This window comes from Promicromonospora sp. NPDC090134 (assembly GCF_044746965.1).
In the GTDB taxonomy this organism is placed as follows: domain Bacteria; phylum Actinomycetota; class Actinomycetes; order Actinomycetales; family Cellulomonadaceae; genus Promicromonospora.
Window position 1 is genome coordinate 1 of the sequence record NZ_JBIVCZ010000007.1, and the last position, 20,237, is coordinate 20,237.

A 20,237-nucleotide genomic window follows, 5' to 3' on the forward strand; every position below is an offset into this window, starting at 1 on the left:
GTCCCATTCCGAACCCGGAAGCTTAGCCCCACAGCGCCGATGGTACTGCCCTGGTGACGGGGTGGGAGAGTAGGACGCCGCCGGACAACCATTCCTGGAAGGGGGTGGGAGCAGGGTCGCAACAGCGACCCGCTCCCACCCCCTTCCTGCATTTCCGGGGAAGATTTCACACGCGACGGGCGGGGATCCGGGCGAGCCGAGGCCGTCCGGCGACTAGACTGGCGGCCATGTCCACCATCTCCCGCGACGAGGTCGCGCGCGTGGCTGCGCTGGCACGGATCGATCTGCGACCGGACGAGGTCGACCGCCTTGCCGGTGAGCTCGACGTGATCGTCGAGTCCGTCGCTCGCATCAGCGAGGTCGCCACCGCAGACGTGCCCGCGACGAGCCACCCGCTCCCGCTGACGAACGTGTTCCGAGACGACGTGCCCGAGGCCCCTCTGCCGGTCGAGGACGTCCTGGCCGGAGCCCCGCAGCAGGAGAACGGCCGGTTCGCCGTCCCGCAGATCCTTGGCGAAGAGTGAGATGGGTACCAGCGACATGACGAACGACATCACCCGGCTCAGCGCGTCCGACCTCGCGTCCGCGCTGACCAGCAAGGACCTCACCAGCGTCGAGGCCACGCAGGCCCACCTGGACCGCATCGCCGCCGTCGACGGCGACCTGCACGCGTTCCTGCACGTCTCCTCCGCGGAGGCACTGGCCACGGCCGCCGAGATCGACGCGAAGCGCGCCGCCGGCGAGGAGCTGCACCCGCTCGCGGGCGTGCCCATCGCGGTCAAGGACGTCGTGGTGACCAAGGGGCTGCCCACCACCGCGGGGTCGAAGATCCTCGAGGGCTGGGTCCCGCCGTACGACGCGACCCTCGTGGAGCGCATCAAGGCCGCGGGCCTGCCGATCCTCGGCAAGACCAACATGGACGAGTTCGCCATGGGCTCCTCGACGGAGCACTCGGCGTTCGGCAACACGAAGAACCCCTGGGACCTCGACCGGATCCCCGGCGGGTCCGGCGGTGGCTCCGCCGCAGCGGTGGCCGGCTTCGAGGCCCCCCTGGCGATCGGCACCGACACCGGCGGTTCCATCCGCCAGCCCGGTGCCGTCACCGGCACCGTCGGCGTGAAGCCCACCTACGGTGGCGTCTCCCGCTACGGCCTGATCGCCATGGCGTCGTCGCTCGACCAGGCCGGCCCCGTGACCCGTACCGTGCTCGACGCCGCGCTGCTGCACGAGCTGATCGGCGGGTACGACCACCACGACTCGACGTCGATCAACGAGCCGGTCCCCGGCGTCGTCGCCGCTGCCCAGCAGGGTGCGAAGGGCGACCTGAAGGGTCTGCGCGTCGGCGTCGTCAAGGAGCTCGCGGGCGAGGGCTACCAGGCCGGCGTCTCCGCGCGGTTCGAGGAGTCGCTCGACCAGTTGCGCGCGCTCGGCGCCGAGATCGTCGAGGTCTCGTGCCCCAGCTTCACCCACGCACTCGACGCGTACTACCTGATCATGCCCGCCGAGGCGTCCAGCAACCTGGCCAAGTTCGACGGCATGCGATTCGGCCTGCGCGTCGAACCGGCCGAGGGCCCGGTCACCGCGGAGCGCGTCATGGGCGCCACGCGCGGCGCCGGCTTCGGCGACGAGGTCAAGCGCCGCGTGATCCTCGGCACGTACGCCCTGTCCGCGGGCTACTACGACGCCTACTACGGCAGCGCGCAGAAGGTCCGCACGCTGATCCAGCGCGACTTCGCGGCCGCGTTCGAGCAGGCCGACGTGCTGGTCTCGCCCACGGCGCCGACCACGGCGTTCAAGTTCGGCGAGAAGCTCGACGACCCCCTGGCGATGTACCTGAACGACGTCGCGACCATCCCGGCCAACCTTGCGGGCGTGCCCGGCATGTCGCTGCCCAACGGGCTGTCCGACGACGGTCTGCCGGTCGGTTTCCAGATCCTGGCCCCGGCCAAGGCGGACGACCGGCTGTACCGCGTGGGCGCCGCCCTCGAGGCAGCTCTCGAAAGCGCCTGGGGCGGCCCCCTCCTGAACAAGGCACCCGAACTCAAGACCACGGAGCTCGCCCGATGACCGCACCGTCGACCGCCACGGCCACCAGCCTGGTCGCCTACGAGGACGCCGTCCGCCGCTACGACCCGGTGCTGGGCATCGAGGTGCACGTGGAGCTCGGCACGCTGACCAAGATGTTCTGCGCGGCCGAGGTCGAGTACGGCGGCGAGCCCAACACCCAGGTGACCCCGGTCAGCCTCGGGCTCCCGGGCGCGCTGCCGGTGGTCAACGGCAAGGCCGTCGAGTACGCGATCCGCATCGGCCTCGCGCTCAACTGCAGCATCGCCGAGAGCTGCCGGTTCGCCCGCAAGAACTACTTCTACCCGGACGTGCCGAAGAACTTCCAGACGTCGCAGTACGACGAGCCGATCGCCTACGACGGCTGGATCGACGTCGAGCTGGAGGACGGCGCCGTGTTCCGCGTCGAGATCGAGCGCGCGCACATGGAGGAGGACGCCGGCAAGAACACCCACGTGGGTGGCTCGACCGGCCGCATCCAGGGTGCCGAGTACTCGCTGGTGGACTACAACCGCGCCGGCATCCCGCTCGTGGAGATCGTGACGCGGCCCATCGAGGGCGTCGGCGACCGGGCACCCGAGGTAGCCCGAGCCTACGTGCAGACGCTGCGCGACATCTTCCGCTCGCTGGGGGTCTCCGAGGCCCGCATGGAGCGGGGCAACGTCCGCGCGGACGTGAACCTGTCGCTGCGGGCGACGCCCGAGTCGCCCCTGGGCACGCGCACCGAGACCAAGAACGTGAACTCGTTCCGCTCGGTCGAGCGCGCCGTCCGCTACGAGGTGTCCCGCCAGGCGGGTGTGCTCGACGCCGGCCTGCCGGTGATCCAGGAGACGCGCCACTTCCACGAGGAGGACGGCACCACGTCGTCGGGCCGCGTGAAGTCGGACGCCGAGGACTACCGCTACTTCCCCGAGCCCGACCTGGTGCCCGTGGCACCGAGCCGCGAGTGGGTCGAGGAGATCCGGGCGACGCTCCCGGAGATGCCGGTCGCCCGCCGCCGTCGGCTCCAGACGGAGTGGGGGTACGCCGACGCCGAGATGCGCGACGTCGTCAACGCGGGCGCCATCGACCTCATCGAGGCGACGGTCGCCGCGGGCACGAACGCCGCGGGCGCCCGCAAGTGGTGGATGGGCGAGCTTGCCCGCCGGGCCAAGCAGGACGAGGTCTCGCTCGAGGACCTGTCCGTCACCCCGGCGCAGATCGCGCAGCTCCAGCAGCTCGTGGAGTCCGGCCGCATCAACGACAAGATCGCCCGCCAGGTGCTCGACGGCGTGCTCGCCGGCGAGGGCGACCCCGAGGCTGTCGTCGCGGCACGTGGCCTCGAGGTCGTATCGGACGACGGCGCCCTGCTCACCGCGATCGACGAGGCGCTGGCGGCTCAGCCCGACATCGTCGAGAAGGTCCGTGGTGGCAACCAGGGGCCGGTCGGCGCGATCATCGGCGCCGTCATGAAGGCGACCAAGGGCCAGGCCGACGCCAAGCGGGTGCGGGAGCTGGTGCTGGATCGGATCGGGCTGTGACGTCACGAGCCGCGGTGACGTCCCGGGCTGCGAGGCCGGGCCGGTGACCCGCGGACCCCACCTGCACGGCGACATGGTGCGGTTGCGGCCGATCGAGGCCCGCGACTCGGAGCGCCTGTGGGAGGCAGTCCAGGACCCGGAGGGCACCCGCCTGACGGGTACTACCGCCGTCTTCACGCGCGACCAGATCGACGAGTGGGCGCGCACCGTCAGCGACCGGCCCGGCCGGTACGACTGGGCGATCTGCCCGGCGGCGATGCGGGACGGCAAGCCGATCAGCGACGACATGATCGGCGAGATCGTGCTGAACGACCTCGACGAGACCGTCGGTTCGGCAAACCTGCGGCTCCAGCTCCTGCCGAACTACCGGGGGCGCGGGTACGGCCGCGAAGCCATCCAGGAGGTGCTGCACTTCGCGTTCGACGGCGTCGAGGACGCACCAGGCCCGCGACTGCACCGGGTGAGCCTGGACGTGCTCAGCATCAACCCGCGCGCCCAGACTCTCTACGAATCGCTCGGCTTCCGCGAGGAGGGCCGCCTGCGCGACATCTATCGTGACGGCGACACGTGGGCGGACGCCATCGTGATGAGCATCCTCGAGGACGAGTACCGGGCGCTGCACGACTGAGTCGCCCGGGGCCGGATTCCCGGACGGCGCCCCGGCGGCCCCTGACCGCTCGACGGTCAGGGGCCGCCGGTGATGTAGGCGGTGAGCTGGTCCCGCTCGGCCTGCACCTCGGCGATCCGGTGCTTGACCACGTCGCCGATGCTCACGATCCCCGTGAGCCGCGCGTCCACGAGCACGGGTACGTGCCGCACCCGGTGCTCGGTCATCACGGGCATGAGCTCGTCGAGCGTGGCGTCGGGGCCGCAGGTGTGCACGGCGACCGTCATGATCGCCTCGACGGTGCCGTCCAGGATCTCGTCCCCGTCGGAGTGCAGGCGGCGCACGACGTCGCGCTCGCTGACGATGCCGTCGACGGTGACGCCGTCGTCGGACACCACGACCGCGCCGATACGGTGCTCGGCGAGGACGGCGAGCAGCTCGCGCACGCTCCGGTCCTTGGCGATGGTGACCACGGAGCCGCCCTTGCGGCGCAGTGCCTCTGTCACGCGCATCGGGATACCTCCATCGAGTGCACGGCGGAGACCGCGTCGTTGCGGCCTCCTGACTACGACGGTACGGCACCGGGCGAAATTTCCCCAGGGGTGAGGGGGTCACCCTGTGGACGCCGCCTGCCGGTCCCGCCGGACCGGAGGTAGCGTGACGAGGCCGTTCGCCCGCATCGCGCACGGCCACCCAGCATCGAAGGAGCTGAACAGTCATGAGTCGTCCCCTGCGCTCCCGGACGTCCACCCACGGCCGCAACATGGCCGGAGCCCGCGCGCTCTGGCGCGCCACCGGCATGGGTTCCGAGGACTTCGGGAAGCCGATCATCGCGATCGCGAACTCGTACACGCAGTTCGTACCGGGGCACGTACACCTCAAGGACATGGGCGACCTCGTGGCCTCGGCGATCCGTGAGGCCGGCGGCGTCGCCAAGGAGTTCAACACCATCGCCGTCGACGACGGCATCGCGATGGGCCACGCCGGCATGCTCTACTCCCTGCCGAGCCGCGACCTGATCGCGGACTCCGTGGAGTACATGGTCCAGGCGCACACCGCGGACGCCCTCGTCTGCATCTCCAACTGCGACAAGATCACGCCGGGCATGCTCAACGCCGCGCTGCGGCTGAACATCCCGGTGATCTTCGTGTCGGGCGGCCCCATGGAGGCCGGCAAGGCAGTGGTGGCGAACGGCGTCGCGAAGACGCCGCTGAACCTGATCAACGCGATCAACTACTCGGCGGACGAGAACGTGGACGACGCCGCGCTCGGCCTGGTCGAGGAGAACGCGTGCCCCACGTGCGGCTCGTGCTCCGGCATGTTCACCGCGAACTCGATGAACTGCCTCACCGAGGCCCTGGGCCTGTCGCTGCCCGGCAACGGCTCGACGCTGGCGACGCACGCCGCCCGCAAGGAGCTGTTCCTGGAGGCCGGCCGCACCATCGTGGACCTGGCCCGCCGGTACTACGAGGACGAGGACGACTCCGCGGCGCCCCGCGGGATCGCCACCAAGGCGGCGTTCGCGAACGCGATGGCGCTCGACGTGGCCATGGGCGGTTCCACCAACACGGTGCTGCACGTCCTCGCCGCCGCCCAGGAGGCGGAGGTGGACTTCACGCTCGCCGACATCGAGGACATCAGCCGCCGGGTGCCGTGCCTGTCCAAGGTGGCGCCCAACCACCCGGACTACCACATGGAGGACGTGCACCGGGCGGGTGGCATCCCCGCCCTGCTGGGCGAGCTCGACCGCGGCGGCCTGCTGGACCACGACGTCACCTCGGTGCACACGCCCACGCTGCGCGCGTGGCTCGACGACTGGGACGTCCGCGGTGGCAAGGCCACCGACCGGGCGCTCGGCCTGTTCCACGCGGCCCCGGGCGGCGTGCGCACCACCAAGGCGTTCTCCACGAACAACCAGTGGGAGACGCTCGACACCGACGGCGCGGGCGGCTGCATCCGCGACATCGAGCACGCGTACACCGTCGAGGGCGGGCTGGCCGTGCTGCGCGGCAACCTCGCCGAGGACGGCGCCGTGTTCAAGACGGCGGGCGTCGACCCGGACGTCTTCCACTTCGTGGGCAAGGCGCTCGTCTGCGAGTCGCAGGACGAGGCCGTCGAGAAGATCCTGACCAAGCAGGTCGAGCCGGGCCACGTCGTCGTCGTGCGCTACGAGGGCCCGTCCGGCGGGCCGGGCATGCAGGAGATGCTCTACCCGACCTCGTACATCAAGGGCCGCGGGCTGGGCAAGGTCGTCGCGCTCATCACGGACGGCCGGTTCTCCGGCGGGTCCAGCGGCATCTCCGTGGGGCACGTCTCCCCGGAGGCCGCGGCGGGCGGCACCATCGGGCTGGTCGAGGACGGCGACGAGATCGAGATCGACGTCGACACCCGGATGATCCGGATCAACGTGCCGGACGAGGTGCTCGCCGAGCGGCGCGCCAAGATGGAGTCCTCCGAGCGGCCGTGGCAGCCCGTCGCCCGCGACCGGTACGTGTCGCCGGCGCTGCAGGCCTACGCGGCCCTGGCGACGTCGGCCGACCGCGGGGCCGTGCGCGACGTCTCGCGGCTGCGTCGCGGCTGACCGGAGGAGCGCGACGTGTCGTCCGACGGCGGGCCCGGGACCGGGTCCGTCGTCGGACGACGCACCGACGAGCGGTGACGTCCGGGGCCTGTCGGGTGTCGGAGTCTCGTGCCATGGTGGTGGGACCCGGACGACTGGACGTACGAGGGAAGGCGCGACCCATGAGCGACGCGATCACCGCTGCCGAGTTCACCGCGGCGGAAGGCACGGACGACTGGCGGGTGCTCCACGACGCTGCGCTCGCGCGCTTCACCACCGGTTCGTTCGCCACCGGGCTGGTGCTGGTCGCCCGCATCGGTGAGCTCGCCGAGTCCGCGAACCACCATCCCGACGTCGATCTGCGCTACGGGACGGTGACGGTGCGGACCTGGTCGCACGACATCGGCGGGCTGTCCGAGCGGGACCTCGCGCTGGCGCGGGCGATCTCGGCCGCGGCCCGCAACGTCGGCGTCGCGGCGGACGTGTCCGGGCTGCGCGAGGTGGCGATCGCGATCGACGCCGTGGTCGGGCCTGCCGTCCAGGCCTTCTGGCAGGCGGTGCTGGGTCACGAGGCGCAGCCGTACCGCGGTGGGAACACCGCGGCCGGCCGGCTCCTCGACGGGGAGGGACGCCAGCCGATGTTCTGGTTCCAGCAGACCGACGAGCACCGGGAGCAGCGCAACCGCATCCACGTGGACGTCTGGGTGCCGCACGACCTGGCCGAGGCGCGGGTGGCGGAGGCGGTCGCGGCCGGCGGGCGGCTCGTCACGGACAAGTACGCCCCGTCGTGGTGGGTGCTGGCCGACGCCGAGGGCAACGAGGCCTGCGTCTGCACCTGGCAGGGCGACTTCTGACGCGGTCCGCCGCGCGGGAGACAGGCCCGGGGCACACGCCCGGAAAAAGAGGATGAACTCGGGCCCAGGAACGGGTAGTGTCTCGCGCTTGTGCGCCCGCTCACCCCACCCGCCCGGAACCCGTACTGGCGGCTCCTCCTGGCGGGCTTCCGCGGGCAGTCGGCCTACCCGCTCGCGACCCTCGCGGGTCTGGTCGCGAACGCGACGTTCGGTGTGCTCAAGGGCTCGATCATGGGGGCCGCGGTCGAGAGCTCGGGCGGCGAGCTGGCCGGGTACACGGCGGGCAGCATGGCCGCGTTCGTCTGGCTGGGGCAGGGGCTGCTCGGGTCGGTGAACCTGTGGGGCGGCAGCGACCTGCAGACCCGCATCAAGTCCGGCGACGTCGCCGTCGACTTCCTGCGGCCCGTGAGCGTCCAGGCCTCCCACGTGCTGACGGACGTCGGCAAGGGGCTGTTCGGCCTGCTGCCGCGCGGGCTGCCGAGCGTGCTCATCGGGGTCGCGATCGGCGGCATGGTGCTGCCGTCCGACCCGAGCGCGTACGCGCTCGGCCTGATCAGCCTGCTGCTCGGCATCGCCGTCTCGCACGCCTGCGTCTATGCCGTGGCGACGTCGGGCTTCTGGCTCGTGGAGTCCCGCGGCGTCGCCGTGTTCTACATGTCGTTCTCCGGGCTGTTCGCCGGCCTCTACACGCCGATCTACCTCTTCCCGGACTGGTTGCTGACGCTCGCGCTGCTCACGCCGTTCCCGTCGATGATGCAGCTCCCGGTCGACGTGCTCTCCGGCCAGGTCACCGGGGCGGCGGCCTGGCAGCACCTCGGCGTGCAGGCGCTGTGGCTCGCGATCGTGCTCGCCGTCGGGCACCTGACCACGCGGGCCGGACGCCGCAGGCTGGAGGTGCAGGGTGGCTGAGGCGGAGGCGCAGCGCAAGGTGCGGGGCCTGCGCGCCTACCGGGCCGTCGTGGCCAGCCGCGCGCGCTCGCAGGCGAGCCACCGTGCGAGCTTTCGCATGGACCTCGTCGGCGCACTGCTCGTCGGCATCATCGAGTTCGGCGAGATCTGGGTGCTCTACTCGGCGACGGACCAGATCGGCGGGTTCACGCTCGCGCAGATCATGCTCGTGTTCGGCCTGTCCGACCTCGCCTTCTCCCTCGCCGACCTGGTGGCCGGGCACTGCGACAACCTGCCCCTGTACGTCCGGGCGGGCACGCTCGACGTGTTCTTCCTGCGCCCGCAGCCGGTGCTGGCCCAGCTCGTCACGAGCGACCTCAGCCTGCGCCGCATCGGGCGCTGCCTGGTGGGTGCGACGTCGCTCACGGTCGGCCTGGTGCTCAACGACATCGAGTGGAGCGCCGGCGCGGTCGGGCTGCTGGTCGTGGCGCTGGCCTCCGGGTTCGTCATCTTCACGGCGCAGTTCGTCACCGCGGCCGGGCTGCAGTTCTTCCTGGTCAACGGCGCCGAGATGACCAACGCGTTCGTGTACGGCGGCCGGTACGCGGCCACGCAGCCCACGAGCGTGTGGCCGCGCAGCCTGCTGGTGGTCTTCGGCGTCGTCTTCCCCGTGGCGTTCGCGGCCTTCCTGCCGGTCTCCACGCTGCTCGGCACGCCGGGCGTCGCGGGTCTGCCGGTCTGGCTGGGCTGGTGTGCGCCCGTCGCGGCGCTCTGGGCGGTCGTCGTCGCGGGGCTGTCCTGGCGCTGGGGCCTTCGTCACTACCGAGGAGCGGGCGGATGAACGTCATCGAGACCGAGGGCCTGACCCGGGTGTTCACCGGGCGGCCGGACCGGAAGAGCCGGCTGCGGCGCTCGCGGCACGTCGCCGTCGACGGCCTCGACCTCACCGTCGAGGCGGGCGAGTCCGTGGGCTACATCGGCGCGAACGGGGCCGGGAAGTCGACGACGATCAAGATGCTCGTCGGCATCCTGGTGCCCACCAGCGGCACCGTGACGACCATGGGGCTGCACCCCCTGAAGCAGCGGCGTGCGCTCGCCCGCCGGATCGGCGTGGTGTTCGGGCAGCGCTCGCAGCTCTGGTGGGACCTGCCGGTGCGGGAGTCGTTCTCGATCCTGTCCGCGATCCACTCCCTGTCCGCCGCCGACGAGCGCGCCCGGACCGCCGAGCTGGTCGACATGCTGGAGATGGGGGAGTTCCTGGCCACGCCCGTGCGGCAGCTCTCCCTGGGGCAGCGCATGCGGGCCGAGGTCGCGGCCGCGCTCCTGCACCGCCCGGACCTGGTGATCCTCGACGAGCCGACGATCGGCCTGGACGTGCTGTCCAAGCAGCGCCTGCGCGAGTTCCTCGTGGCGCAGCGGCGCGAGCACGGCACCACGCTCCTGCTCACGACGCACGACATGGGCGACGTCGAGCGGCTCTGCGACCGGATCCTGGTCGTGGACCACGGCCGCCTGGCGTTCGACGGCACGCTCGACGGGCTGGCGCGCACGGTCGGCGCGCGGCGGGAGCTGGTCGTCGACCTCGCGGTCGCGACCCCCGACCTCGCCGACGTGCCGGGCGCGGAGCATGTCCGCAGCGACTCGGACGGTCTGCGGCAGCGGCTCGCGTTCGATCCGCAGCGCACGACGGCGGCGCGGGTGCTCGCCGCGATCTCCGAGCGGGCCGAGGTGCTGGACCTGTCGATCGCCGAGCCCGACATCGAGGACGTGGTGCGCGAGATCTACCGCGCCACGCGGCGGTGAGCGGCCGGGTGTCGCCGGTCGGTCGGCGCGAGACTGCGTGCAGACTCCGGCTCAGCCGTACAGCGACTGGACGTCGAGCTCGATCGGGAACGGCAGGTCGACCTTGAGGGTCTCGCGGTAGATGCCGGTCGGCACGTAGGTCCTGGTGAGGTCGTCGAGCTCGTAGACATGGATCACGGTGACCGAGTCGACGTCCTCGACGCGCCAGAAGTGGCGGATGCCGGCCTCGGCGTACTTGTGGGGCTTGACGGCCTTGTCACGGTGCTCGGACTCGGGTGAGACCACCTCGATCGCCAGGACGATGTCCTTGGCCTCGTAGCACGTGGCGTCGCGGTCGATCGACACCGTCGACGCGACCACGTCGGGCTCGGGTCGGTTTCGTTCGTCCAGGCGGACGGTCATCTCGCTGTTGACCTCGATCTTGTCGGGCGCCTGAGCGGCGAGCCTGCGGTCAAGTGCGTTGATGACGCGGCGGTGCCAGTTGCGTTGTGGGGACATCATGAAGACGAGGGCTCCGTCGATCAGCTCGGTGTGGCGGGGAGCGTCCGGCAGATTGTCCAGGTCCTCGGCGAGCCAGCCCTCCGGGCGCGGCGGGCGCATCCAGTCGGGGAGCTGAGTCATGGGAACACGGTAACAACGGGCAGCCGTGGTGTCATGGCTCATCGCTGCTCCTGTCGATCGCATGCCTAGACGTTAATACGTCTAGCCCTCCTGGGTGCGAGATGGGTGCCGCTAACGTGTGCCGGGTGCTTCCCGAACCAGCCGCCGTGCTGAGCCCGGTTCCCGCCCGATCCGCCGAGCCCGCGCCGTCGACCCCGCGGTCGCCGCGGCCGGTGCCGCACCCCGTCGCCCGGATCGCCGACGTGGCGGTCCACCTGCCCGAACGCACCCGCGACGTGGCCGAGGCCGAGCGCGACCTGCACCGCAGGAACCCCAAGGTCGCGCCGCGCGTCCCGATGGTGTCGCGCCTGACCGGCGTGCGCCGGACCCACGTGGCCGACGCCGACCAGCAGGCCTCCGACCTCGCCGTCGCCGCCTCGCGTACCCTCCTGGACCGGGCGGGTCTGGGGCCGCAGGACGTGGACCTCCTGATCTTCGCCTCGGCCACCCAGGACATGATCGAGCCCGCCACCAGTCACATCACCGCGGCCAAGCTCGGTGTCCGGGCCCCGGTGATGGACGTCAAGAACGCCTGCAACTCCGTGCTCAACGGGATCGAGGTGGCCGAGGCCCTCATCGGGACCGGCAGGTACCGCCGGGTGCTGGTCGCGTCGGGCGAGATGCCGACGCGCGGCGTCCGGTGGGACGTGCCCGACCGGTCGACGTACGCCCTGTCCGCTGCCGGCTACACGATGTCCGACGCCGGGGCGGCGGTGCTCGTCGAGGCGACGGAGGCGCCGTCCGGCTTCGAGGACGAGCTGGCCGCAGAGCTCGCCGGCCTGGTCGAACCCGTGGTCCGGCCGTCCGGCATCCTCGGCTCGGCGTTCACCGCGGAGTCGCAGCACTGGGACGTGGGCATGCTGCCGGGCGGCGGCACGTTCAACCCGCGCGACCCCGAGCGCAGCTACTTCGAGATCGACGGGTCACGCCTGCGCGAGGCGTTCCTCGCCCTCGGGCCGGGCCCGGTCGACGAGGCGCTGGAGCGGGCCGGCGTGACGATGGACGACGTCGCGCTCGTCGCGGTGCACCAGGTCGCGGTCGGTTACCTCGCGGACGTGCACGCGGCGCTCGGTGTGCCGGCCGACCGCACGATCGTCACCGTGGCCGACCACGGCAACCTGGCCTCGGCGACCCTGCCGCTGCAGCTCGTGACGGCGCTCGATTCCGGCCGCCTGCACCGGGGCGACGTGGTGCTGCTCCTCGGGCTCGCGGGCGGGATCAGCATGGGGGCGATGGTGGTCCGGTGGTGACGCCCCGGTCGGATGGTTCGGACGGCAGAGCCCGCCTCGCCGTCGTCGTGCCCGCGTTGAACGAGGCGCACGAGCACGGGATCCTGCGTACCCTCGCGGCGCTGCACGCGCAGGAGGACGACGACTTCGACCTGGTCGTGGTGGACAACGGGTCCACCGACGGCACGCCGGACGTGGTGCGCAAGGCGATCGCGGAGTGGGGGCGGCTGCGCTGGCGGGTCGTCACGGAGTCCGAGAAGGGGACCGGGGCCGCGGCGGACACCGGGATGCGGACCGCCATCGCCCTCGGGGCGGAGCTGCTGGCCCGGACCGACGCCGACTGCCTGCCGCCGCCCGGCTGGACGCGGGCGGTGCGCCAGGCGTTCGCGTCGGGCGACGAGCTGGTCGCCGGGCGGCTGCTGCCGCGCACCGACGACCTGCCGGTCTCGCGGGTCCAGCAGGGCGTGCTGTCGTTCGCGCTGTGGGCGTCCAGCACGTTCGGCAAGATCCGCCCGGGCAACCGGGACGACGGGTACCTGGGGCCGTACGTGATGACGCCCGGCTGCAACATGGCGATCACGGCGTCCCTGTACGAGCGCGCCGGCGGGTTCCCGCGCACCCGGATCGAGGACGTGCACGAGGACCGCGCGCTGGTCAACGCCGTGCGCCGGCTGACCACCCGGTACGCGGAGCACCGCGAGGTGTGGGTGCGCGCCTCGACGCGCCGCGTGCACGCGTGGGGCCTGGTGCGCACGCTCGGCTGGTACGCCGACCATCGCTACCGGCCCGAGGTCGTGGACATCCGATGACGGCCGCCGCGCCCGAGGCGCTCTGGGAGGAGCGGGTGCAGCGGGCCGCGCACCCGCTCGCCTACCCGGCGCTCCGGTCCGCGCGGCACCGGCCCGTGGTGCGCGTCCCGCGCGTCGGCGTGGTGGTGAGCGACGCCGCGATCGCGCGTGAGGTGCTGCTCGACCTGGACCACTTCTCGAAGCTGGGCCCCGGGGCGCCGTCGGACCTGTGGACGCCGGTGCTCGGGCCGTCCGTGCTGCTCAACATGGAGGGCGCGGAGCACGCCGCGCTGCGGCGCGCGCTGGGGCCGCTGTTCGCGCCCCGGGCGGTGCGGGAGCTGGTGGCGGGGGGCGGATTCCCGGACGACGGCGGCGTGCTGCCGGACCTGACGCGGCGGCTGGCCGCGGGGGAGACGATCGACCTCGCCGCCGCCGTGACGGCGCAGGCCGGCGCGGTGATCTGCGGGATGGTGGGGCTGCCGCCGACGGACGACGCCGTGCGCTCCGCGATGTCCGCCGCCCGGACGATCACCGGGATGGTGCGGCTGCACCGGCACGGCCTCACGCGGTCCCAGGTCACGCGGGCGCGGGCGGTGCTGGAGCGGCTGACGGCGCCCGCCCGCGCCGCCTACGACGACGGCGACCCGGCGACGGTCCCCGGGCGGATGCGCGACCTGGGGCTGTCCGAGCGCGAGGCGATGGGCGCCGTCGGGGCGTTCGTGCTCACCGGCACGGAGACCGTCCAGTCGTTCGTGCCGCGGCTCGTCGCGATCGCCCACGACACCGGGTGGACCGGGCGGCTGCTGACCGGCGACGCCCCGACGCGGCGGCGCGCCGTCGAGGAGGGGCTCCGCGTCACGGTGCCGACGCCGGCGATGCTGCGCGCGGTGCGGGCCGACGCGGCGGTGGGCGAGGTGCCGGTCGCCGCCGGGGAGCGCGTGGTGATCGCCACGGTCAACTGCTGCCGGGCCGCCGGCGGCTTCGATCCTGGCCGGCCGGTCGACCCCGCCGTGCGGCACCTGTGGTTCGGCGCCGGGCCGCACTTCTGCCTCGGCATGCCGCTCGCGATCGCCCAGGTGGACGCCGTCCTGGACGCGCTCGCCGCCGCGTCGACCGACGGCCGGGTGCCCGTCGTGGGCCGGCGCCGGGCCGCACGCGGCGTGCTGGTCCCGGCGTACCGGTCGCTGGAGCTCCGGCTGGGACCGGACGCGGAGGAGACGAGATGACCCACTTCCTGGAGCGCCTGCCGGCCCTGGCGCGGGACACGCCCGACGCCGTGGCGCTGCGCTGGTTCGGGGGCCGTGGTGGCGCTCGCGTGCGCGAGGAGGTCACGTTCCGCGACCTCGCCGAGCGCGTCGGGCGGACGGCGTCCGGCCTGCGGGCGCAGGGCTTGCGGCCCGGTGACCGGGTGCTGTTCAGCGTCCGGCCCCGGCCCGAGGGCGTGGTCCTGTGCCTCGCGATCCTGCGCGCGGGCGGCTCCGTCGTCTTCGTGGACCCGGGTTCGACGCCGGAGCTGTTCGCCGCCCGGATCGCGGCCGCGGGGCCGCGGTGGGCCGCGACGGAGGCGCTGCTGTACGCGGCGTCGTCGGGGCCGCTGCGCGGGATCGCGCGCTCGCGCGGGCTGCTGCTCCCGGACTACGGCCGGCTGCCCGTGCGGCACCTGTACACGGGGCGGTGGCTGCCGGGGGTGCCGCGTGGGGCGCGGCGGGCGGCGGGGGTACGGGGACCGGTGCGAGAGCTGGAGACGACTCCGGGGTCGGAGCCGACGCCGGTGCCGGACCGGGCGCCGCGGCCCGGGTGGGTCGCGGACGATCCCGAGGCGCTGGTCGTCTTCACGTCCGGGACCACCGCCGAGCCCAAGGCCGTGGTGCACACCGCGGGCACGCTTGGCGGCATGCTGGGTCTGTTCGCCCAGGTGGGCGGGTTGCGGGCCGGTCAGCGAGCGCATACCGACCAGATGTTCCTGGGGCTCCCGGCGATGCTCGCGGGCGGCACGTGGGAGATCCCGGCGAGCACGCCCAAGGGCGACCCGGAGGCGTTCGCGCGGGGCGTCGCGGGCGCAGACTCGTCGTTCCTGGTGCCCGCCGACGTGACGGCGCTGCTCGACGTCCTGGAGGCACGCGGGGTCGACGGCGGCGCGGTGCCCGCCGTCGGCCCCGCGGTGCTGGCGGTCGGCGCGGCCCCGGTCACCGCCGCGCTCCTCGAGCGCGGCCGCCGGGTGCTGCCGGGCACGCGCTGGATCGCCGTGTACGGGGCCACCGAGATCCTGCCCGCCGCGATGACCGAGGCCGACGAGAAGATCGCGGCCGCCGGGGGTGCGCGGGGCGACCTCGTCGGCCGTCCGCTGAACGGGATCGGCGTGCGGATCGACACCGCCGTCGTCGGCCTGGACGACACCCGTGGTCCGTCCGGCGACGGGCCGGCGGTGGGCGAGCTGGTGCTGACCGGGCCGTCGCTGATGGCGGGCTACCTGTCCGACCTCGACGCCGGCAAGCCGCGGACGGCCGAGCACCGCACCGGCGACCTCGCCTACCGGGATGCCGACGGCCGGATCGTGCTGGTCGGCCGCAACCGGGACATGATCATCCGCGGCACGGTGAACATCTACCCGGGCCTGTTCGAGCCCCGGCTGCGGGACCTGCCAGGGGTGGCCGACGCCGTTCTGGTCGGCGTCCCGATGCCGGACGGCGACGAGCGGGTGGTCCTCGTGGTGACGCCCGAGGGTGCGGTGCCCGGCGTGGGCACGCCGCGGGTCCGGGCGGGTACCGAGCTGGCCCGGGCCGTCGCCGACCAGGTCGGGCGGGTCCTGGACCATGGTGCGCTGCCCGACCTGGTGGTCGAGGCGTCGCACGTGCCGCTCGCGGGCCGGTCCCGGAAACCGGACCGTCACGCCCTGGTCGACCTGGTTTCACCTCTCGCGGGTACAGTGCGCGCATGAGGGTGGCTGTGACCGGTTCGTCTGGGTTTGTTGGCGGGGCTGTGGTGCGGGACCTCGCGGCGCACGGGCACGAGGTGATCGCGTTCTCGCGTCGCGTCCCGCGCGTACCCGCCGAGCTGCTCGACAAGGTCGCCCACCAGTTCTGGGACCTGCGCGACGGTCCGCTGGCGAAGGAGGACCGGCCCGAGGACGTCGACGTCGTGGTGCACTGCGGCGCCTCCGTCGGGGACGGCGGCAGCCACGCCCGGGCCTGGGTGGTCAACGTCGAGGGCACCCGCGCGGTGCGGGAGACGTTCCCCGGCGCTCGGTTCGTCCACCTCTCGTCGGGCAGCGTGTACGACCCCCGGACGCCGAGCGTCGCGGCCACCGAGGCGGAGGCGCCCGCCCGCGGGTACGTGAATCCCTACGGCTCCACGAAGGCCGCCGCCGAGCGGTACCTTGCGGCGGACGCCGCACGTGAGGACCGCGGACCCGTCGTCGTGCTGCGGCCGCACGCGGTCTACGGGCCGGGCGACACCACGCTGCTGCCGCGGCTGGAGTCCGCGGCGATCGGCGCCTGGCTGCCGCTGCCGGGTGGCGGCAAGGTACGGCAGCACCTCACGCACGTCGACACGCTGGCCCGCACGGTGCGGGCCGCCCTGGACGTGGACGTCGAGCCCGAGATCGCCGCGGGGCGGCCGCTCGTGGCCAACGTCGCCGACGCGAGCCCGGTCGACCTCGACGAGACGGTCGAGCTGCTGATGTTCGCCCGGTTCCGGCCGGTCGAGGTGGTGGGGATCCCGCTGCGGCTGGCGCACGCCCTGGCTTGGGTGGGGGAGCGGCTGGCTCGGTGGACGGGTCGCGAGCCGCGCCTGTCGCGGTACGCCATCAGCCACCTCGCGATGGAGCGTACCTACGACCTCACGGTGCTGCGGGAACGCCTCGGCGTGGACCCGGCGCCGACGTCGCTGCACGGCGCCATGAGCTGGTAGCCCCTGCGTCCGAGTGCTGTCCGGAATGCCCTACCCTGTGCGGGTGATTCCAGGGAGCGACGTCGCGATCGAGACGCTCGGGCTGCGCAAGGCGTACCGCTCGGTGCGCGGCCGCGCCGTGGGCGTCGACGGGCTCGACCTGCGCGTACCGGCCGGCGGCGTGCATGCGCTCCTCGGGCTCGCGGGCTCGGGCAAGACCACCACGCTGCGCCTGCTCACCGGCCTCGCCCACGCGGACGGGGGCGCCATGAAGGTCTTCGGCACCCACGTCCCGGACGGCCTGCCCGACCTCGCCGGCCGCATCGGCGCCGTCGTCGGAGACCCCGGGTTCCACGGGCGGCTGAGCGGACGCCGCAACCTCGCCCTCCTCGCGAGCGCGGCCGGCGTGCCGCGCGCCCGCGTGGACGAGGTGCTCACCCGTGTGGTCCTCGCCGACCGCGCCAAGGCTGCCTACGCCACCTACTCGCCCGACGAGGAACGCCGGCTGGCGCTCGCGGCGGCGCTGCTGCGCGACCCCGACCTCGTCGTCGTCGACGACCCGAGCGCCGGGCTCGACGCCGTCGGCACGCGCGAGATCCGCCAGGCCCTGCGCCGGCTGGCCGACCAGGGCAAGACCGTGCTGATCGCGACCGGCGTGCTCACCGAGGCGCAGCAGATCTCGGACACGGTCACGGTGCTCGACGGCGGCCGCAGCCTCGCGCAGGGGAGCACCGCCGAGCTCCTGGGCGACGCCCGGGTCAGCGTCCGCGTGGGCGTCGACGAGCCGGGCAAGGCCGCCACGGCCCTGCGGGCCGCGGGATTCAAGGTCCGGGCCGACGGCGACACGCTCCACGTCGACGACGTCGCCGAGCCCGCCGAGATCTCGCGGGCACTCGCCAAGCAGAAGCTCTTCGCGGGCGAGCTGGTGCCGCAGCGGGAGGACCTGGCCGCCGTCGTCGGACGGCTGCGCCCCGTGGTGCCGCCGGCCCCTGTGCCGCCGAGCCGCGCCGAGGAACGGGCGGCGCGCAAGGCGGCCGAACGGAAGGCGGCGGAGCGGAAGAAGGCCGCCGACCAGCGCAAGGCGGACAAGGAGGCAGCCGCGAAGCAGGCGGCGGCGGAGGCGAGCGCGAGCGAGGAGGCCGCGGCGAAGCAGGCGGCGATCGACGCGCGGGCCGCGGCCAAGGAGGCCGCGCACGCGGAGCGAGCGGCCGCGAAGGAGAACCGGAGGTCGGCGGGACGGTCCGCCGGGCCGGGGGCGAACGGTGCCGGTGATCCGGGTGCGGGCGAGCGGGACGGCGCGGTGCAGGCGGTCGCGCAGGTGAGTGCCTCGACGTCGGGCGGCTCGGCGTCGGTCTCGGCACAGGCGGGCGCCTCGAAGACCGGCGCCTCGAAGACGAAAGCTCCCAGGCTGAGTGCCTCGAAGCCCGGTGTGTCGAAGCCCGCTGCGTCGAAGGCGGCCGGCTCGAAGGCAGCCGGCCCGGAGGTCGCCGTCCCGAAGCCGTCCAGTTCTCGGCCTGCTGCGTCGAAGCCGGCCGCTCCGGAGCCTCCCGCGCCGAAGCCGTCTGCTCCGAAGTCCTCCACCGCCAAGTCCTCCACCGCCAAGTCCTCCACCGCCAAGTCCTCCGCCACGCCAGGGACGGCCGCGGCCACCGGCGAGGCGCCGGCCGACGCCGACGCGCCGCACAAGCAGTCGAGGTTCGCCGAGCGGCGGGCGGAGTTCGACGCCAAGGTCGCCGAGAAGCAGGCGGCGGCCGAGGCGCGGATCGCGGAGCGCCAGGCGGCCGCCGACGCGAAGGCCGCGGAGAGGCAGGCGGCGGCGGAGGCCAGGGCGGCCGCGAAGCAGGACAAGGCCGATGCCAGGCAGGACAAGGCGGACGCGCGGCAGGCCAGGATCGACGACCGGGCCGCGCAGAAGCAGGCGGAGCTCGACGCCAAGGAGGCCGCGGCGCGGCAGAAGGTGGCCGAGAAGGCCGCGGCGGAGCAGGCACGCGCCGACGCGAAGCAGGCCGCCCTCGATGCCAAGCAGGTCGCCCTCGACGAGAAGGCCGCCCGGAAGCAGGAGGCCGCCGACGCCAGGACGGCCCGGCTCGCGAACCGCAAGGAGGGCGCCAAGGCGCTCCTGGGCCGGCGCGCGGCGGAAACGTCGGGCGGCCGGGACGGAGACCTTGAGCTTGACGACCGGGAGGCGGAGGATCGAGAACCGGACGACCTCGAGCTGAAGCGGCTCGAGGCGGAGGGGCTGGAGCTCGACGACCTCGAGCCGGACGACCTCGAACCGGACGCGGCCGCACCGGACGCCGCCGAGCCGGCTGAACCCGAACCGGACGACACCGAACCGGGCGGTTCCGAGACCGACGACCCCGGCCCGGACGACATCGCCGCACAGGAGCCGGGCCCGCGCACCGACGCGGGGACGGGGCGGCCCCGCCCCGGGCAGCAGGGATCAGGCCGGAACAAGAAGCGCTCGAAGGGAAGGCGATGATGGGCCTGCTGTGGGCCGAGCTGCGCAGGTTCGCCGTGCGGCCGGCGATCCGGTGGATCGCCGTGGCGATGCTCGCGCACGTGGCGCTCGCGGTCGCGGTGACGGCGTTCGAGCCGGAGGCGTTCACTCTCGCGGCGATGCTCGACCAGGGGCAGATCTCGTTCTACGCGATGACGTCGGTGTTCCTCGCCTACGTGGCGGGCGTGCTGCTGGTGACCGGGTCCGCGGCGCAGGGCGGGACGCGTGCGCTGCTGACCGTCGAGCCCCGCCGGGGCCGCGTCTACTGGAGCAAGCTGGCGGCGGCCGGGCTGGCCGTGGTGCCCGGCATCGCGGCGGCCTGCGCGCTGCTGGGGTTCGGCATGTACTGGGCGCACGCGCAGACCGGGGTGCTGGGCGGCCCGCCGTCCGACCTGGTGGAGGCGCTGACGTGGAGCGGTGTCCGCGTGGTCGCTCTCGCGGTGTCCGCGGCAGTCGGCGGCGCGGCGCTCGGGGTGCTCGTGCGGCGCTGGTGGGTGGCGGTCGGGCTCGCGGCGGTGTGGTTCGTGGCCGAGGAGCAGGTGGCGCTGAGCGCGTCGTCCGCCGTCCGGGACTGGCTGCCGTTCACCAACGCGGACTCGTGGGTCCGCGGTACGCGGACCGTGCTCGCCGGCGACGGGTTCCTGGCGGTCCCGTACGTGCACAGCGGGCTCCTGCTGTTCGGCATCACGGTGGTGCTGGCCGTGCTCGGCTCGGTGGTCTTCCGGCACCGGGACGTACGCTGAGCACGACGGGCCGGATCCGCGGGAGGCCCGGGATACCGCGGGCCGGCCGGCACCGTGTCTCGGATCGTGGGACCTTTGGCCCGCTGAGTGACACCGGCGACTTTTCGGCGTAACGTGCGTGACGTGCAGACGA

At 73.4% G+C, this 20,237-nt stretch carries 18 protein-coding genes and 1 rRNA gene; 17 read left to right on the forward strand and 2 right to left on the reverse strand.

Going from position 1 to position 20,237, the window contains the following annotated elements:
• From rrf to ACIPN7_RS18895, 5 genes are all read left to right on the forward strand, one after another.
• A 5S ribosomal RNA gene (gene rrf / locus ACIPN7_RS18875) occupies window positions 1–86 on the forward strand; the annotation flags it as partial.
• A gap of 141 nt (window positions 87–227) precedes the next feature.
• Window positions 228–524: an Asp-tRNA(Asn)/Glu-tRNA(Gln) amidotransferase subunit GatC gene (gene gatC / locus ACIPN7_RS18880; RefSeq protein ID WP_020013625.1), complete on the forward strand. Its 297-nt coding sequence runs from the start codon at window positions 228–230 to the stop codon at window positions 522–524.
• Between the two features lies 1 nt (window position 525).
• Window positions 526–2,067, forward strand: coding sequence for an Asp-tRNA(Asn)/Glu-tRNA(Gln) amidotransferase subunit GatA (gene gatA / locus ACIPN7_RS18885; RefSeq protein WP_400545573.1), 1,542 nt, complete (start codon window positions 526–528; stop codon window positions 2,065–2,067).
• Complete coding sequence (gene gatB, locus ACIPN7_RS18890; RefSeq protein ID WP_400545576.1) at window positions 2,064–3,584, forward strand: Asp-tRNA(Asn)/Glu-tRNA(Gln) amidotransferase subunit GatB; 1,521 nt, start codon at window positions 2,064–2,066, stop codon at window positions 3,582–3,584. Before gatA ends, gatB begins: the two co-directional genes overlap by 4 nt.
• A 43-nt stretch (window positions 3,585–3,627) precedes the next feature.
• Window positions 3,628–4,212: a GNAT family N-acetyltransferase gene (locus ACIPN7_RS18895; RefSeq protein WP_285107091.1), complete on the forward strand. Its 585-nt coding sequence runs from the start codon at window positions 3,628–3,630 to the stop codon at window positions 4,210–4,212.
• Between the two features lie 56 nt (window positions 4,213–4,268).
• On the opposite strand, the gene ACIPN7_RS18900 is transcribed toward ACIPN7_RS18895, so the two are convergent.
• A complete protein-coding gene (locus ACIPN7_RS18900) occupies window positions 4,269–4,703 on the reverse strand; it encodes a CBS domain-containing protein (protein ID WP_400545579.1) in 435 nt (144 codons plus the stop codon).
• Window positions 4,704–4,909: 206 nt separating this feature from the next.
• Between ACIPN7_RS18900 and ilvD the strand changes: the two genes are divergently transcribed.
• The 5 genes from ilvD to ACIPN7_RS18925 all read left to right on the forward strand — a co-directional run bounded on the left by ilvD (window position 4,910) and on the right by ACIPN7_RS18925 (window position 10,296).
• Window positions 4,910–6,772 carry a dihydroxy-acid dehydratase gene (gene ilvD / locus ACIPN7_RS18905; RefSeq protein ID WP_400545582.1) on the forward strand — a complete coding sequence of 621 codons (1,863 nt, stop codon included), beginning with the start codon at window positions 4,910–4,912 and terminating at the stop codon, window positions 6,770–6,772.
• Window positions 6,773–6,933: 161 nt separating this feature from the next.
• Entirely contained in the window at window positions 6,934–7,605 is a 672-nt protein-coding gene (locus tag ACIPN7_RS18910) for a VOC family protein (RefSeq protein ID WP_400545585.1), read from the forward strand.
• Between the two features lie 90 nt (window positions 7,606–7,695).
• Window positions 7,696–8,514 (forward strand): ABC transporter permease, encoded by an 819-nt coding sequence (locus ACIPN7_RS18915; protein WP_400545588.1) that lies wholly within the window; start codon window positions 7,696–7,698, stop codon window positions 8,512–8,514.
• Entirely contained in the window at window positions 8,507–9,334 is an 828-nt protein-coding gene (locus ACIPN7_RS18920) for an ABC transporter permease (RefSeq protein ID WP_400545591.1), read from the forward strand. Before ACIPN7_RS18915 ends, ACIPN7_RS18920 begins: the two co-directional genes overlap by 8 nt.
• Window positions 9,331–10,296, forward strand: coding sequence for an ATP-binding cassette domain-containing protein (locus tag ACIPN7_RS18925; RefSeq protein ID WP_400545594.1), 966 nt, complete (start codon window positions 9,331–9,333; stop codon window positions 10,294–10,296). Before ACIPN7_RS18920 ends, ACIPN7_RS18925 begins: the two co-directional genes overlap by 4 nt.
• 51 nt (window positions 10,297–10,347) lie before the next feature.
• Here the strand turns inward: ACIPN7_RS18925 and ACIPN7_RS18930 are convergent, their stop codons facing one another.
• On the reverse strand, window positions 10,348–10,917 hold the full coding sequence (locus ACIPN7_RS18930) for a Uma2 family endonuclease (RefSeq protein WP_400545597.1): 570 nt from the start codon (window positions 10,915–10,917) through the stop codon (window positions 10,348–10,350).
• A 125-nt stretch (window positions 10,918–11,042) separates the two neighbouring features.
• Between ACIPN7_RS18930 and ACIPN7_RS18935 the strand changes: the two genes are divergently transcribed.
• From ACIPN7_RS18935 to ACIPN7_RS18965, 7 genes are read left to right on the forward strand one after another with little or no spacing between them, the layout of a single operon-like run.
• Window positions 11,043–12,206, forward strand: coding sequence for a 3-oxoacyl-ACP synthase III family protein (locus tag ACIPN7_RS18935; RefSeq protein WP_400545600.1), 1,164 nt, complete (start codon window positions 11,043–11,045; stop codon window positions 12,204–12,206).
• Window positions 12,200–12,994 carry a glycosyltransferase gene (locus ACIPN7_RS18940; RefSeq protein WP_400545603.1) on the forward strand — a complete coding sequence of 265 codons (795 nt, stop codon included), beginning with the start codon at window positions 12,200–12,202 and terminating at the stop codon, window positions 12,992–12,994. The genes ACIPN7_RS18935 and ACIPN7_RS18940 overlap by 7 nt, the downstream gene beginning before the upstream one ends.
• Window positions 12,991–14,199 carry a cytochrome P450 gene (locus ACIPN7_RS18945; protein ID WP_400545606.1) on the forward strand — a complete coding sequence of 403 codons (1,209 nt, stop codon included), beginning with the start codon at window positions 12,991–12,993 and terminating at the stop codon, window positions 14,197–14,199. Before ACIPN7_RS18940 ends, ACIPN7_RS18945 begins: the two co-directional genes overlap by 4 nt.
• On the forward strand, window positions 14,196–15,911 hold the full coding sequence (locus tag ACIPN7_RS18950) for a class I adenylate-forming enzyme family protein (protein WP_400545609.1): 1,716 nt from the start codon (window positions 14,196–14,198) through the stop codon (window positions 15,909–15,911). The genes ACIPN7_RS18945 and ACIPN7_RS18950 overlap by 4 nt, the downstream gene beginning before the upstream one ends.
• Window positions 15,908–16,882 (forward strand): NAD-dependent epimerase/dehydratase family protein, encoded by a 975-nt coding sequence (locus ACIPN7_RS18955; RefSeq protein WP_400545612.1) that lies wholly within the window; start codon window positions 15,908–15,910, stop codon window positions 16,880–16,882. The genes ACIPN7_RS18950 and ACIPN7_RS18955 overlap by 4 nt, the downstream gene beginning before the upstream one ends.
• 43 nt (window positions 16,883–16,925) lie before the next feature.
• Window positions 16,926–19,343, forward strand: coding sequence for an ATP-binding cassette domain-containing protein (locus ACIPN7_RS18960; protein ID WP_400545615.1), 2,418 nt, complete (start codon window positions 16,926–16,928; stop codon window positions 19,341–19,343).
• Window positions 19,340–20,104, forward strand: coding sequence for a hypothetical protein (locus ACIPN7_RS18965; protein ID WP_400545618.1), 765 nt, complete (start codon window positions 19,340–19,342; stop codon window positions 20,102–20,104). The genes ACIPN7_RS18960 and ACIPN7_RS18965 overlap by 4 nt, the downstream gene beginning before the upstream one ends.
• Window positions 20,105–20,237: the final 133 nt, after the last annotated feature.

Coding starts and splice junctions, on each gene's coding strand:
- gatC (WP_020013625.1), top strand. CDS start 228: ATGTCCACCATCTCCCGCGACGAGGTCGCGCGCGTGGCTGCGCTGGCA.
- gatA (WP_400545573.1), top strand. CDS start 526: ATGGGTACCAGCGACATGACGAACGACATCACCCGGCTCAGCGCGTCC.
- gatB (WP_400545576.1), top strand. CDS start 2,064: ATGACCGCACCGTCGACCGCCACGGCCACCAGCCTGGTCGCCTACGAG.
- ACIPN7_RS18900 (WP_400545579.1), bottom strand. CDS start 4,703: ATGCGCGTGACAGAGGCACTGCGCCGCAAGGGCGGCTCCGTGGTCACC.
- ilvD (WP_400545582.1), top strand. CDS start 4,910: ATGAGTCGTCCCCTGCGCTCCCGGACGTCCACCCACGGCCGCAACATG.
- ACIPN7_RS18910 (WP_400545585.1), top strand. CDS start 6,934: ATGAGCGACGCGATCACCGCTGCCGAGTTCACCGCGGCGGAAGGCACG.
- ACIPN7_RS18925 (WP_400545594.1), top strand. CDS start 9,331: ATGAACGTCATCGAGACCGAGGGCCTGACCCGGGTGTTCACCGGGCGG.
- ACIPN7_RS18930 (WP_400545597.1), bottom strand. CDS start 10,917: ATGACTCAGCTCCCCGACTGGATGCGCCCGCCGCGCCCGGAGGGCTGG.
- ACIPN7_RS18945 (WP_400545606.1), top strand. CDS start 12,991: ATGACGGCCGCCGCGCCCGAGGCGCTCTGGGAGGAGCGGGTGCAGCGG.
- ACIPN7_RS18950 (WP_400545609.1), top strand. CDS start 14,196: ATGACCCACTTCCTGGAGCGCCTGCCGGCCCTGGCGCGGGACACGCCC.
- ACIPN7_RS18955 (WP_400545612.1), top strand. CDS start 15,908: ATGAGGGTGGCTGTGACCGGTTCGTCTGGGTTTGTTGGCGGGGCTGTG.
- ACIPN7_RS18965 (WP_400545618.1), top strand. CDS start 19,340: ATGATGGGCCTGCTGTGGGCCGAGCTGCGCAGGTTCGCCGTGCGGCCG.